The organism is Lysobacter sp. P5_B12, assembly GCF_056400425.1.
In genome coordinates, this window is the sequence record NZ_JBFULG010000008.1 from 19347 (window position 1) to 33044 (window position 13698).

Here is a 13698-nt window from a genome sequence, read left to right on the forward strand (position 1 = left end):
CATCCTGCAAGGGCAGGGCGGTGGCGCGGGGACGGGCGAGGATTTCGTTCACGTGCAGATTTTCGCCAGCAACCAGTTCTGCGCCGAATGCGGCATTTCATCGCCCTGCGCGCGAACGCGCTCGTAACGGCCGTCGGCGTCGAGCGTCCACGCGTTCAAATTGTCGGCCAGGTAGTTGACCAGCGCTTCTTCGCGCACGCGTTCGGCGAGATCGGGTGCAAGCACCGGGAAACCCGTTTCGATGCGCCGCAACAGGTTGCGTTCCAGCCAGTCGGCGCTGGAGCAGAACAGTTCCGGATCCCCGTCGTTGGCGAACCAGTACACGCGATGGTGTTCGAGGAAGCGGCCGACGATCGAGCGCACGCGGATGTTCTCCGACACGCCCGGCACGCCGGGGCGCAGCGCGCAGGCGCCGCGCACGATCAGGTCGATCTCCACGCCCGCCTGCGAAGCGACGTACAGCGCGCGAATGACCTGCGGCTCGTTGAGCGCGTTCATCTTCGCGACGATGCGCGCGGGTTTGCCGGCGCGCGCGTGCTTGGTTTCGCGATCGATGCGTTGCAGCACGCCGGCATGCAGGGTGAAGGGCGATTGCAGCAGGCGCTTGAGCTTGACCGCCGGCGCCAGGCCCGAAAGCTGGCGGAAGATCAGGTCGACGTCGTTGCCGATGTCCGGATCGGCGGTGATCAGGCCGAAGTCGGTGTACGCCCGCGCGGTGCCGGAGTGGTAATTGCCGGTGCCCAGGTGGATGTAACGCCGCAGCTTGCGGCCTTCGCGGCGCACGATGAGCAACATCTTGGCGTGCGTCTTGTAGCCCACCACGCCGTAGACCACTTGCACGCCCGCGTCCTGCAGGCGATCGGCGAGGCCGAGGTTGGCTTCTTCATCGAAGCGCGCGCGCAACTCGACGACGACCGTGACGTCCTTGCCGTTGCGCGCGGCCTGCACGAGCTGGTCGACGATCGGCGAGTCCTTGCCCGCGCGATACAGCGTCTGCTTGATCGCCAGCACGTTCGGGTCTTCGGCCGCCTGCTTGATCAACTCCAGCACCGGCGCGAAGGAATCGAAGGGGTGGTGCAGCAGCACGTCGCCTTCGGACACGCGTTCGAACATCGCGTCCATGTCGCGCAGGTTGCGCGGCTGGAAGGCGGCGTATTTCAGGTCGGCGCGTTGCACCAGGTCGTAGACCTGGATGACGCGATTGAGGTTGACCGGGCCGTTGATGCGATAGACCGCGTTCTCCGGCAAGTCGAAATTCACCAGCAGCGTGCGCACGATTTCGGTCGGGCACTGCTCGGCGATCTCCAGGCGCATCGCGCGCAGGTAGCCGCGGCCGACGAGTTCGTCGCGCAGCGCGAGCGCGAGGTTTTCCACTTCTTCCTCATCGACGATCAACTCGGAGTTGCGCGTCACGCGGAACTGGTAGGCGCCCTTCACCTGCATGCCCGGGAACAGTTCGTCGACGAAGGCCGACAGCACGGCGGAGAGAAAGACGAAGTCGGTCGGGCCGCCGGAGACTTCCGGCGGGATCTGGATGATGCGCGGCAACGAACGCGGCGCGCGCACGATCGCCAGGTGGCCCGCACGGCCGAACGCGTCCTTGCCCTTCAGCACGACGACGATGTTCAGCGACTTGTTGAGGATCTTCGGGAACGGATGCGCCGGATCCAGGCCGAGCGGCGAAAGCACCGGCAGGATTTCGTCGCGGAAGTAATCGCGCAGCCAGCGCGTCTGCCTTGCGCTCCATGCATCGCGCGGCGCGATGCGGATGCCGGCTTCGGTCAGTTGCGGGCGCAGCTCTTCGTTCCAGCAGCGGTATTGCGCGTCGACCAGGTCCTGCGCGCGCGCATGGATTTCCTTCAGCACCGTCGCCGGCGCCATGCCGTCGGGGCCGGGCGGCACGCCGAAGTCCTGCGAGTGGCGCACGGTGGCCGCGCGGATCTCGAAGAACTCGTCGAGGTTGGTGCAGGAGATGCACAGGTAGCGCAGGCGTTCGAGCAGCGGGACCTGCGGGTCGCGCGCCTGCGCGAGCACGCGGAAGTTGAAGTCCAGCTGCGAGAGCTCGCGATTGAAATACATCGCGGGGTCGCGGAGCGGGTCGACGTCCTGGGGTGTTTCGATGGCGGCGTTCATGGCTGCGTCGACGGGGCGTGCGTGGATTCTGCCTCAGCCGGGGCAGGGAAGCCGTCGTGGGGGTCGCGCGGCAGGACGCGATCGGCGGGGAAGTGGCCTGCGAAGGTACTGCCCTGGCCGACTTCGCTGTCGATCGAAAGGCGGGCGCCGTGCAGGTTCAACACGTGTTTGACGATCGCAAGGCCCAGCCCGGTGCCGCCGCTTTCGCGCGAGCGGCTGGTGGACACGCGATAGAAGCGTTCGGTGATGCGCGGCAAATGCGCGGCGGGGATGCCGTAACCGGTGTCGTTCACCGCGAGCACCGCGCCGTCGGCTTCCGGGGCGAAACGCACGGTGATCGTGCCGCCGACCGGCGTGTAGCGCACCGCGTTGCTGACCAGGTTGGAGAAGGCACTGTGCAGTTCCTTCGTCGAACCGCGCAGGTCGAGCGGCGTGCCGCGCGTCAGCGTCATGTCGTCGACGACGATGCGATGGCGGCCCTGGCTCAGCGCTTCGGCTTCGCGGCGCAGGGTGGCGAGCATCGAGGCCATCGACACCGGATCGTCGACGACGCCGTCCTGCGCTTCCAGGCGCGAGAGCGTCAGCAGGTCTTCGACCAGCTGCGTCATGCGCTGCGATTGGCGCTGCATCTCGGCGAGCATCGGTGCCCATTCGGGCTGGTCGGCCGGATCGAGCAGGTCGAGGTAACCGTGCACGACGGTCAGCGGCGTGCGCAATTCGTGCGAGACGTTGGCGACGAAATCGCGGCGCATGTGCTCCAGGCGCATCAGCTTGGTGACGTCGCGCGCGACGAGCAGCCACAAGTCTTCGGAGTACGGGATCAGGCGCAGGCTCAGGCGCGTGGTGGCGTCGACGGGCGAGGGCGTGTCCTGCAAGGGCTCGGCATTGCGGCCGGCGGCGAGCCAGCGCGACAGCGACATCGAATGCAGGCGTTCGCCCAGCGGCGCGCCGGCATCGCGCGGATAACGCAAGCCCAGCAGCGTCGTCGCCGCGGGGTTGAACCATTGCACGCGCTGGCTGTTGCGTTCGATCACGACCACCGCGTCGGGCAGGGCCATCGCCGCGGCGCGATACGCGCGCAGCATCGCGATCAGGCGGCGCTTGCGCGCGCGCACGTCGGATTGGCTGCGGTGCAGCTGGCGGTCGAGTTCGTTCCACACGCCTTCGCCCTGGGGCGGCGGCACGCGGCTGCCGGCGGAAAGACGGGAGAGCACGCCGTGGAGGCGGGTGTAATGCCAGGCGACGATGCCCAGCGCGGCGAGCGTCACCACCGGCCACGGATACCCGACGATCAGCCCGACGACCACCGCGCCACCGAGGACGGCGGCGAGCTGGCCGAGCGTGCGGGTCCAGGTCTGTCGTGCGCGCGGTGGCATGCCGCCAGTCTAGACCGCGGCGGAGAAGCGGTAGCCTGCGCCGCGCACGGTCTGGACCATGGGGTCGAGCTGGTGGGGTTCCAGCGTCTTGCGCAGGCGGCGGATGTGGACGTCGACGGTGCGTTCCTCGACGTACACGCTCCCGCCCCACACGTGGTCGAGCAGTTGCGAGCGGGTGTACACGCGCTCGGGGTGGGTCATGAAGAAGTGCAGCAGGCGATATTCGGTGGGGCCGATCTGCACCGGCGCGTCCTCGGCGAAAACGCGATGCGCCGCGCCATCGATGCGCAAACCGCCGACCTTGACGCTGCCGTCCTCGTCGTCTTCGCGCGAGCGGCGCATGACCGCGCGGATGCGGGCCAGCAATTCGCGCGCGGAAAACGGCTTGACGACGTAATCGTCCACGCCCGCTTCCAGGCCGCCGACGCGGTCGTTCTCCTCGCCGCGCGCGGTGAGCATGATGATCGGCACCTCGCGGGTGAGGTGTTCCTTGCGCCAGCGGCGGGCGAGTTCCAGGCCGCTGGTGCCGGGGAGCATCCAGTCCAGCAGGATCAGGTCCGGGACCTTGTCGGCGATGGCCGACTGGGCTTCGCGGGCGTCACCGGCATGGACCGGTTCGAACTCGGCCTTGCGCAGGGCGAAGGCCACCATGTCGCGGATGGCCGGTTCGTCGTCGACGATGAGGATGCGTTTGAGCATGGTGTTGGCGTCGGGGGCCCATGGAGCCCGCGTCTTGCGGGCCATGGTGCCAGTAGACGACGGTTTTGTGACCGTGGGGTGACATGGTCACCTGGGGCACGACGCGACCTGTTGGTCCCCACCCTTGCCCTCCCCCGCGGGGGAGGGAAATTGGTGTGCGCTACGCGCACTAATTTCTATCGACCTTGTCGTCTTTCACGCCCTGGCGGTGCAGTTCGAGCACCGTCGGGGTGATCTGCGCGATGCGCGCGTCGATGCGTGCGCGGGCGTAATAGTCGAGGTCGCCGCGCTTCTTGAGGTTTTCCAGCTGCACCAGCGCGCGTTCGGGACGGCCGTTCAGGTACTCGGATTCGGCGTGGGCTTCGCCGGCACGGATGGGATCGCCGGCCAGGTCGCTCGCGCGGGCGAAGGTCTCCTGGTAGACCGGATCGTCGGCGGCCACCGAGGCCAGGGCGCGCAGGATGCCCTGCGCTTTCTTGCCCGAGGCAGCGTCGCCGCGTTCGCCGAGGACCTGCGCGTAGGTGAGCACCACCGCGCGATTGCGCGGCATGCGGTCGACCAGGCGCTGGAAGCGCGCATCGGCATCGGCCTTCTTGCCGGCGCGGGCTTCCATTTCGCCCATCGCCAGTTGCAGCCAGGTGTCGTTCGGGAATTTCTTCAGCACCGGATCGAGATCGGAGATCGCGGCCGCCGGCTGGTTGGCCTGCAGGCGCGCGAGCGCCAGGCCGTATTGCTGCGCGTCGTCGAGCGGCGCCTTGTTGCGCATCTGCTCGTATTCGCGCACGGCCTCGGCGGGTGTGTTGGCGCTGAGCACGCGCATGCGTTCCTTCGCCCAGCCGAAGTTGCCGGTCCCCGCGGCGGAAAGCGAAGCCTGCGGCAGGCGGATGTTGCCCGGCAGCATCAGGTTGGCGGTGGTGGGCGCGGCGAAGTTGTTGGTGTCCTTCAGCGCAGCCGCGCGTTCCTTCGCTTCGCTGATGCGCGTGACGGTGATCGGGTGGGTCTGCAGGTAATCGGGCGTGCGTTCGCGCGAGCCGCCCTGGTTGGCGCGCACCCAGCCCTGCAGCGTGGTGAAGAATTCGGCCATCGCCTTCGGGTCGTAGCCGCTGCGCCAGAGCGTCTGCATGCCGACGCGGTCGGCTTCGGCTTCGTTGTCGCGGGTGTAATCGATCTGGCGCTGGTACATCAGCGCCTGGCCGGCGGACAGCGCGGCCATCGTCGCATCGTCGCTGGAATTGCCGCCGGCCTGCTGCGCGACGAGGATCGCGCCGAGCATCGCGAGCAGGATCGGCACGCTTTCGCGCTGCGCGCGTTCGACGCCGCGCAGCACGTGGTCCTGGGTGACGTGCGCGATTTCGTGCGACAGCACGCTGGCGACCTGGTCCTCGCGCGTGGCGGCGAGCACCAGGCCGGCATTCGTGCCGACGTAGCCGCCGAGCGTGGCGAAGGCGTTGATCTGCCGGTCCTTCATCAGGAAGAAGGTGAATTTCTGGCGCGGTTTGTCGCTGTTGGCCGCCAGCTTGTGGCCGACCGCCTGCAGCCAGTCCTCCAGGAGCGGATCGTCGAGGATGTAGCCGTAGTGGCGCAGCTGGCTGAGCGTCATCGCGCCGTATTCGGCCTGCTGCGACGGGCCGAGTACCTCGCCGGCCGACGAGCCGATGTCGGGCAGGCGCGATTTGTTGACGGTGTTCTGCGCCAGCAGGGGCGCGGCGAAGGACAAGGTGGCCAGCACGGCAAGGGCGAGCGGGGCCAGGCGAGGTCGGAATCGAAAGGGGGTCTGCACGCAGGCTTCCTCGCACGGGGCCGGTGAACCACCGGTTAATTCATCTAACCACGCTTCGGACCGCGGGCGCCTACGCAGTGTTGCACCCATGCGCCCCCCGAGGGGTGGAAATGCGAAGCGCGGCGTCCCATATTCCCGACCATCGCACAGCGCCACAAGTTTCCGGAGCCACCATGACCAACCCCATCATCACCATCTACAGCACGGCGATCTGCCCGTACTGCGTCGCCGCCAAGAACTTCCTGAAGAGCAAGGGCCTGGCCTGGAACGAAGTCCGCATCGACACCGCGCCCGGCGAGCGCGACAAGATGGTCGAGCGCACGCGCCGCACGTCGGTGCCGCAGATCTTCGTCGGCGATACGCACGTGGGCGGCTACGACGACATGATGGCGCTGCATCGCGCGGGCAAGCTCGAGCCGTTGCTGGTGGGCGCATGAGCGGCGAGGGCGGCGAGTCCGACCGCGTCCGCGAGTTCACCGAATTCCGCAAGCGGATGAACGAGCGGATCCTGGCCGAACCCAACCAGGTCGTGCGCCGCTTCTTCGCGCTCGACACGCAGACCTACCAGGCCGGCGCGCTCGACGTGAAGACCAAGGAGTTGCTCGGCCTGGTCGCCTCGCTGGTCCTGCGTTGCGACGACTGCATCAGCTACCACGTGGCGCAGTGCCGCGAGGCGGGCGTGAGCCGCGACGAGATGTTCGAAACCTTCTCGGTCGGTTTGGTCGTCGGTGGTTCGATCGTGATCCCGCACCTGCGGCGCGCGGTCGATTTCCTCGACAAGCTGGAGTCCGGTCAAGCCGCGTCCGCGTCCGCCCACGATCACGGCTGACCCTACGCTCCCGGACGGAGCCCCGCCCCGGTCTGGCATAATTGCGGGCTCCCACACCCCGACGGCACGCGCCTGCGTGCCGTCCGCACGTCCGGAACGCCTCCAATGACGCAGACCCCCGCACCGCACACCATCACCGTCCTCCGCGGCGACGGCATCGGCCCCGAGATCATGGAGGCCACGCTCCACGTCCTGGACACGATGGACCTCGGCCTGCAGTACGAGTTCGCCGAAGCGGGCATGACGGCGCTGGAGAAAGTCGGCGAACTGCTGCCGGCGGCGACGATGGATTCGATCCGCAAGAACCGCATCGCGCTCAAGAGCCCGCTCACCACGCCGGTCGGCGAAGGCTTCAGCTCGATCAACGTCGAGCTGCGCAAGCGCTTCGACCTCTACGCCAACGTGCGCCCGGCCAAGAGCTTCCCGAACACCAAGTCGCGCTTCCCGACCGGCGTGGACCTGATCACCGTCCGCGAGAACACCGAAGGCGCGTACATCGGCGAAGGCCAGTCCGTGTCGGAAGACGGCGAGACCGCGCTGCTCACGCAGAAGGTCACGCGCCGCGGTTCCGAGCGCATCGTGCGCTACGCGTTCGAACTCGCGCGCCGCACCGGTCGCAAGAAAGTGACGGTGGTGCACAAGGCCAACATCCTGAAGTCGACCTCGGGCCTGTTCCTCAAGACCGCGCGCGTCGTGGCGGCCGAGTATCCCGACATCCAGTGCAACGAGATGATCGTGGACAACACCTGCATGCAGCTGGTGATGAAGCCCGAGCAGTTCGACATCATCGTGACGACGAACCTGTTCGGCGACATCATCTCCGACCTGTGCGCCGGCCTCGTCGGCGGCCTGGGGCTGGCGCCGGGCGCGAACATCGGCACGGACGCGGCGATCTTCGAAGCGGTGCACGGCTCGGCGCCGGACATCGCGGGCAAGGGCCTCGCCAATCCGTGCGCGCTGCTGCTCGCCGCCGCGCAGATGCTCGACCACCTCGGCATGACCGACAAGGCGACGAAGTTGCGCGAAGCGATCATCGCCACGCTGGAGGCGAAGGATTCGCTCACGCCCGACCTGGGTGGCGAGGGCAACACGATGTCCTTCGCCAAGGCGATCGCCAAGCGCGTGTAATCACCTCCCCTCCAGGGGAGGTCAAAAAGAAACCCGCCATCGGCGGGTTTCTTTTTGGGTGGGGTCAAGCCACCGCGAACCTTGCAAGCAACCTTAGTCGCGCAACTTCGACAGCAAGCGCAGGAACTCGACGTACAGCCACACCAGCGTGACCATCAGGCCGAACGCGCCGTACCACTCCATGTACTTCGGTGCGTTGGCCTCCACGCCCGATTCGATGAAATCGAAGTCGAGCACCAGGTTCATCGCCGCGACCACGACGACGAAGAGGCTGAAGCCGATGCCGATCACGCCCGATTCGTGGATGTACGGAATGTCGGTGCCGAACAGGCGCATCACGATCGTGGCGAGGTAGATCAGCGCGATGCCGCCGGTGGCCGCGACGACGCCGAGCTTGAAGTTTTCCGTCGCGCGGATCAGGCCCGAGCGGTAGGCCATCAACAGTGCGAACAGCGTGCCCATCGTCAGCAGCACCGCCTGCATCACGATGCCGGGATAGCGCGCTTCGAAGACCGCGGAGATCGCGCCGAGGAACAGGCCTTCGGACAGCGCGTACAGCGGCGCGGTGACCGGTGCCCAGGTCTTCTTGAAGATCGTCGCCAGCGCGAACACCAGCCCGCCGACCGCACCGCCGATCAGGAAGATCGGAAGTTGGGGCGACATGCCGGCATCGGTGGGTGCGACGGCATTCCAGGCGTAGGCGCCCGTGAGCACCGCGAGCAGGAGCAGCAAGCCGGTCTTGTTGACCGTGCCGTTGAGCGTCATCGCCTGGTCGTCGCGCGTGACGACCGTGCCGCTGCCGATGTCGAGGAACGTGGAGTCCTTGAGCGCCGGATTTCCGCTGCGAAGCATGCCTCTTCCCCTTGTGTGGACGATCGATGGAGCATAGCGTGGACCGCCCGCGTTGACAGGCGGGGCCGCGGGTTCCCAGAATCCCGCGTCCCGGCAGCCCGGGCCGTCAAAATTCGGGGTATAGCGCAGTCTGGTAGCGCGCCTGCTTTGGGAGCAGGATGTCGGGGGTTCGAATCCCTCTACCCCGACCAATCGAAGCGCCCGTAGCTCAACTGGATAGAGCACCGGCCTTCTAAGCCGGCGGTTGCAGGTTCGATTCCTGCCGGGCGCGCCAAAWTGCGAAGCAATTTGGCGCGCGAACTTTTGCGCAGCAAAAGTTCGGGCTAAAGGTTGCAGGCCAAATACCCGCGCTGTCGCGCGCCCCTTTTACTAAAAGGGGCTGTTTCGACTTCATGCGTGCGTTGCGATCGGAAGTATCGCGATGGCGAAACAGGGCAGATCTGAGGCCGGCGGCTTGCATCCCCACGCCGACTCCTGAAGAATAGCCGGCCGCCCGCAGTGGATCGCGTGCGCCTGTGGTGGCTGTAGCTCAGTTGGTTAGAGTACTGGATTGTGATTCCAGATGTCGGGGGTTCGAGTCCCCTCAGCCACCCCATTCCGTTTCGCAGCCCGCACGTTTACAATGCGCGCCGCTACGGGCCGTTAGCTCAGTTGGTAGAGCAGTTGACTCTTAATCAATAGGTCCAAGGTTCGAATCCTTGACGGCCCACCAAAAAGAAGAGGGATCTGGCAGCGATGCCAGATCCCTTTTTCTTTGGCTCGAGTTCGCGACGCGCGGCACGGACGCGTCCGCCACGATCGGTAGCTTGCGTAAGAGTCCTTGAGCGCCTCCGCGCTTTGGAGGTTCCGATGCGCCGGCCATTGCTCATCCTGGGTTTGCTGCTCCTGGCCGCCTGTTCCGACGGGCGCCGCTTCTCGCCGGAGGCCTGGGCGCAGGAGGATCGGTTCCAGAGGCAGGCCTTCACCTCCGACCTCATCGCGCGGCGCCTGTTGATCGGCAAGGGCTGGGGCGAAGTGCAGCACATGCTCGGCCCGGGGCGTACGCGAGGGCACGAGGTCTCGACCTGGGACGTGGGGCTGGACGAGGACACCGGGGCGCCGATCATCCTCCAGGTCGATTTCAAGGACGGCGTCGCCACCCACGTGGCGGTCCATCGCGAATGACCGCTTGCCCACCGTGGCGCCGGGGCGCCGGCGGCGGGCACAATGCGGGCTCGCGAGAGTGGCGGAACTGGTAGACGCACTGGATTTAGGTTCCAGCGCCGCAAGGCGTGCGGGTTCGAGTCCCGCCTTTCGCACGTTCCGGACGGCCGCCGGGTGGCGGCCCGGGCCGCTTTCGGCCAAACTACCCCGTTCCGCCCGCCGCGCTCCCGCGCCGGGCCTGCCACTCATCACGAAGAGCTCCCAGCAATGCAAGTCTCGGTCGAAACCCTCGGCAACCTCGAACGCCGCATGACCTTCCGCCTGCCGGCGGAGCGAGTCGACACCCAGGTCGGTGGTCGCCTGAAGGAAATCGCGCGGACCGCGCGCATCAAGGGCTTCCGCCCCGGCAAGGTGCCGACCAAGGTCATCGAGCAGCGCTACGGCGACCAGGTCCGCCAGGAAATCCTCGACGGCATGCTGCGCGAAAGCTTCGACGGCGCCGTCCGCGAAAACGAGCTCCGCCTCGCCGGTGCCCCGCGCATCGAGCCGAGCAGCGACGTGGCCGGCGAAGGCGAGCTGGCGTTCGTGGCCACCTTCGAAATCGTGCCGGACTTCGGCGACGTCGATGTCACCGGTCTGGAAGTCGTGCGCCACACGTCGGAAGTCGAAGACGCCGACATCGATCGCATGATCGACAACCTGCGCATGCAGCGCCAGGGCTGGAACCGCGTCGAGCGCGCGGCGAAGGAAAACGACCTGGTGACGATGGAGAACTTCTCCGAAGTCGACGGCGTGCGCCGTCCGCCGGAAGGCGCCGAGAAGGGCAGCACCGTCGTGGGCTCCGGCGCGATGCTCAAGGAAATCGAAGCCGGCGTCGTCGGCATGTCGCCGAATGAAGAGAAGACCGTGCAGGTCGACTTCCCGGCCGACTGGCGCATCCCCGAATTCGCGGGCAAGACCGTGGCGATCACCGTCAAGGTGCTCGAAGTCTCCGAGCCGGTGCTGCCGGAAGTCGATGCCGCGTTCATCCGCAGCTTCGGCGTGAAGTCGGGCGAGCCCGAGCAGTTCCGCGCCGAAATCCGCAGCAACCTGGCGCGCGAGCTGAAGGGCGCGCTGATGCAGCGCCTGCGCAAGGAAGTGGGCGAGCAGCTCGTCGCCAAGTACGCGTCGGTCGAAATGCCGCCGCGCCTGGTCGAGGCCGAAGCGCGCTCGCTGGCCAACGGCATGGCCGACCAGGCCCGTCGCCAGGGCCAGCAGGTCGCCGTCGACCAGTCGCAGTTCATGGAGCCGGCGCGCAAGCGCGTGCTCGTGGCCCTGCTGGTGGGCGAGATCGCCCGCCGCAACGAGCTGCACCTGGACCAGCGCCGTTTGAACGAGACGATGCGTTTGATCGCATCCACCTACGAACAGCCGGAGCAGGTCATTGAGTTGTACCGCAACGACCCCCAGCTCATGGCAGGTCTGCAGAATCGCGTGATGGAAGAGCAGGTGATCGATTGGATCGCCGAACGCGCCACGCACACGGAGCAGGCACTATCCTTCCAGGATGCCATCCGCCAGTAACAACGAGAACCGGACACCCATGAGCCTCGAAACGAAAGCCCTGAACCTCGTGCCGATGGTGGTCGAACAGACCAGCCGCGGCGAGCGCGCGTACGACATCTATTCGCGGTTGCTCAAGGAGCGGGTGATCTTCCTCGTGGGTGGCATCGACGACCACGTGGCCAACGTGATCGTCGCGCAGATGCTCTTCCTCGAGGCCGAAAACCCCGAAAAGGACATCAGCCTGTACATCAACTCGCCGGGCGGAATCGTCACGGCGGGCATGGCGATCTACGACACCATGCAGTACATCAAGCCCGACGTGAGCACCATCTGCGTCGGGCAGGCCGCCTCGATGGGCGCGCTGCTGCTGGCTTCGGGCGCCAAGGGCAAGCGTTATGCGCTTCCCAATTCCCGCGTGATGATCCACCAGCCGTTGGGCGGCTTCCAGGGACAGGCCACGGACATCGACATCCATGCCCGCGAAATCCTGACCCTCCGCCAGCGCCTGAACGAGATCCTGTCCCGCCATACCGGCCAGGCCCTCGAGACCATCGCCCGCGATACCGAACGCGACAACTTCAAGAGCGCCGAGGCCGCGCGTGAATACGGCCTGGTCGACCAGGTCCTCGAACGCCGTCCCGACGATTCGATCCAGGCCGCCTGAGTCGGGCCCGGCCTCCTGATCGTGGAACCAAATCATTGCACCTTCGGCTCGGTGGACAACCGGGCCGCGGATGCTATTCTCGGGCCGCTACCGTGTGGCCGAAGCAGGTGTGGGGAATGAGCGAAGACCGTCAAGGCCGATCCGGCGACAGCAACAAGATCCTGTATTGCTCGTTCTGCGGGAAAAGCCAGCATGAGGTCCGCAAGCTGATTGCGGGCCCGAGCGTGTTCATCTGCGATGAATGCGTCGAGCTGTGCAACGACATCATCCGCGAGGAGCTCGAGGAGAAGGCGCAGTCGGCACGCAGCCACCTGCCCAAGCCCCGCGAGATCCTGGACGTGCTGGACCAGTACGTCATCGGCCAGTCGCGCGCCAAGAAGACGCTGGCCGTGGCCGTGTACAACCACTACAAGCGCATCGAGAGCCGGCAGAAGAACGACGACGTCGAACTGGCGAAGTCCAACATCCTGCTGGTCGGTCCGACCGGTTCGGGCAAGACGCTGCTGGCCGAAACGCTGGCGCGCCTGCTCAACGTGCCGTTCACCATCGCCGATGCGACGACGCTGACCGAAGCCGGCTACGTCGGCGAGGACGTCGAGAACATCATCCAGAAGCTCCTGCAGAAGTGCGACTACGACGTCGAGAAGGCGCAGCAGGGCATCGTGTACATCGATGAGATCGACAAGATTTCGCGCAAGAGCGAAAACCCGTCGATCACGCGCGACGTGTCGGGCGAGGGCGTGCAGCAGGCGCTGCTGAAGCTCATCGAAGGCACCGTGGCCAGCGTGCCGCCGCAGGGCGGCCGCAAGCACCCGCAGCAGGAATTCCTGCAGGTCGACACGCGCAACATCCTGTTCGTCGTGGGTGGTGCGTTCGCCGGCCTGGACAAGATCATCCAGCAGCGTTCGACCGAAGCCGGCGGCATCGGCTTCGGCGCGAAGGTCAAGAGCGCCGAGCGCAAGACCGACATCGGCAAGGTGTTGTCGGAAGTCGAGCCCGAAGACCTGATCAAGTTCGGCCTGATCCCCGAGTTCGTCGGCCGCCTGCCGGTGGTCGCCACGCTCGAGGAACTCGACGAGCCGGCGCTGGTGAAGATCCTCACCGAGCCCAAGAACGCGATCAGCAAGCAGTTCCGCAAGCTGTTCGAGATGGAAGGCGTGGAACTGGAAATCCGCCCCGACGCGCTCAACGCGATCGCCCGCAAGGCGCTCAAGCGCAAGACCGGCGCGCGCGGCCTGCGCACGATCGTGGAGTCGGTGCTGCTCGACACGATGTACGAACTGCCCTCGCTGGAAAACGTCAGCAAGGTGGTCGTGGATGAGTCGGTCATCGAGCACAAGTCCGAGCCCTACCTGATCTACCAGACGCCGCCCGCCACGCCCAAGGCCGCAGGCGCCGAATGAGTCCCGGACCGGCGTGGAACCCGCCGGTCCCTTCCACCGCCCACCGCGCTCGCCCATCCCCCGGATGGGCGCGGCCGCCGCTTGTCCGGACAGCTGTCTGAACGCGTTCGGACACGGTCACGATTGCGCCTACGGGCGCTTGCATC

Annotated in this window: 12 protein-coding genes and 5 tRNA genes; 12 read left to right on the plus strand and 5 right to left on the minus strand. The window is 66.6% G+C overall.

Features of this window, described 5'->3' with window-relative positions; translation table 11 throughout:
• Positions 1–48 precede the first annotated feature (48 nt).
• From ppk1 to AC1DOM_RS12830, 4 genes are all read right to left on the minus strand, one after another.
• Positions 49–2133: a polyphosphate kinase 1 gene (gene ppk1 / locus AC1DOM_RS12815; RefSeq protein WP_498963897.1), complete on the minus strand. Its 2085-nt coding sequence runs from the start codon at positions 2131–2133 to the stop codon at positions 49–51.
• Positions 2130–3509, minus strand: coding sequence for a phosphate regulon sensor histidine kinase PhoR (gene phoR, locus AC1DOM_RS12820; RefSeq protein ID WP_498963899.1), 1380 nt, complete (start codon positions 3507–3509; stop codon positions 2130–2132). The genes ppk1 and phoR overlap by 4 nt, the downstream gene beginning before the upstream one ends.
• Before the next feature lie 9 nt (positions 3510–3518).
• Positions 3519–4208 (minus strand): phosphate regulon transcriptional regulator PhoB, encoded by a 690-nt coding sequence (phoB, locus tag AC1DOM_RS12825; RefSeq protein ID WP_156641493.1) that lies wholly within the window; start codon positions 4206–4208, stop codon positions 3519–3521.
• Between the two features lie 169 nt (positions 4209–4377).
• Positions 4378–5958: a M48 family metalloprotease gene (locus tag AC1DOM_RS12830; protein ID WP_498964198.1), complete on the minus strand. Its 1581-nt coding sequence runs from the start codon at positions 5956–5958 to the stop codon at positions 4378–4380.
• 203 nt (positions 5959–6161) lie between these two features.
• Here AC1DOM_RS12830 and grxC point away from each other — a divergent pair, with 203 nt between their 5' ends.
• The 3 genes from grxC (at position 6162) to AC1DOM_RS12845 (ending at position 7945) form a co-directional block, all read left to right on the plus strand.
• Entirely contained in the window at positions 6162–6425 is a 264-nt protein-coding gene (gene grxC, locus AC1DOM_RS12835) for a glutaredoxin 3 (RefSeq protein ID WP_498963901.1), read from the plus strand.
• Positions 6422–6817 carry a carboxymuconolactone decarboxylase family protein gene (locus tag AC1DOM_RS12840; protein ID WP_498963903.1) on the plus strand — a complete coding sequence of 132 codons (396 nt, stop codon included), beginning with the start codon at positions 6422–6424 and terminating at the stop codon, positions 6815–6817. Before grxC ends, AC1DOM_RS12840 begins: the two co-directional genes overlap by 4 nt.
• 105 nt (positions 6818–6922) lie before the next feature.
• Positions 6923–7945 (plus strand): isocitrate dehydrogenase, encoded by a 1023-nt coding sequence (locus AC1DOM_RS12845; RefSeq protein ID WP_498963905.1) that lies wholly within the window; start codon positions 6923–6925, stop codon positions 7943–7945.
• A gap of 93 nt (positions 7946–8038) precedes the next feature.
• Here the strand turns inward: AC1DOM_RS12845 and AC1DOM_RS12850 are convergent, their stop codons facing one another.
• The gene (locus AC1DOM_RS12850; RefSeq protein WP_498963907.1) at positions 8039–8797 is read right to left on the minus strand and encodes a Bax inhibitor-1/YccA family protein; all 759 of its coding nucleotides are present in this window, start codon (positions 8795–8797) and stop codon (positions 8039–8041) included.
• Positions 8798–8911: 114 nt separating this feature from the next.
• On the opposite strand from AC1DOM_RS12850, the gene AC1DOM_RS12855 reads away from it, so the two are divergent.
• The 9 genes from AC1DOM_RS12855 to clpX all read left to right on the plus strand — a co-directional run bounded on the left by AC1DOM_RS12855 (position 8912) and on the right by clpX (position 13552).
• Positions 8912–8988 (plus strand) — tRNA-Pro (locus AC1DOM_RS12855).
• Positions 8989–8994: 6 nt separating this feature from the next.
• A tRNA-Arg gene (locus AC1DOM_RS12860) sits at positions 8995–9071 on the plus strand.
• A gap of 244 nt (positions 9072–9315) precedes the next feature.
• Positions 9316–9392, plus strand: a tRNA-His gene (locus tag AC1DOM_RS12865).
• Between the two features lie 41 nt (positions 9393–9433).
• Positions 9434–9509, plus strand: a tRNA-Lys gene (locus AC1DOM_RS12870).
• 137 nt (positions 9510–9646) lie between these two features.
• The gene (locus AC1DOM_RS12875) at positions 9647–9961 is read left to right on the plus strand and encodes a hypothetical protein (protein WP_498963909.1); all 315 of its coding nucleotides are present in this window, start codon (positions 9647–9649) and stop codon (positions 9959–9961) included.
• A gap of 52 nt (positions 9962–10013) precedes the next feature.
• Positions 10014–10095 (plus strand) — tRNA-Leu (locus AC1DOM_RS12880).
• Positions 10096–10207: 112 nt separating this feature from the next.
• Positions 10208–11503 carry a trigger factor gene (gene tig / locus AC1DOM_RS12885; protein ID WP_498963911.1) on the plus strand — a complete coding sequence of 432 codons (1296 nt, stop codon included), beginning with the start codon at positions 10208–10210 and terminating at the stop codon, positions 11501–11503.
• 19 nt (positions 11504–11522) lie between these two features.
• Complete coding sequence (gene clpP / locus AC1DOM_RS12890) at positions 11523–12149, plus strand: ATP-dependent Clp endopeptidase proteolytic subunit ClpP (protein WP_036167511.1); 627 nt, start codon at positions 11523–11525, stop codon at positions 12147–12149.
• A 116-nt stretch (positions 12150–12265) separates the two neighbouring features.
• A complete protein-coding gene (gene clpX / locus AC1DOM_RS12895; protein ID WP_498963913.1) occupies positions 12266–13552 on the plus strand; it encodes an ATP-dependent Clp protease ATP-binding subunit ClpX in 1287 nt (428 codons plus the stop codon).
• Positions 13553–13698 lie beyond the last annotated feature (146 nt).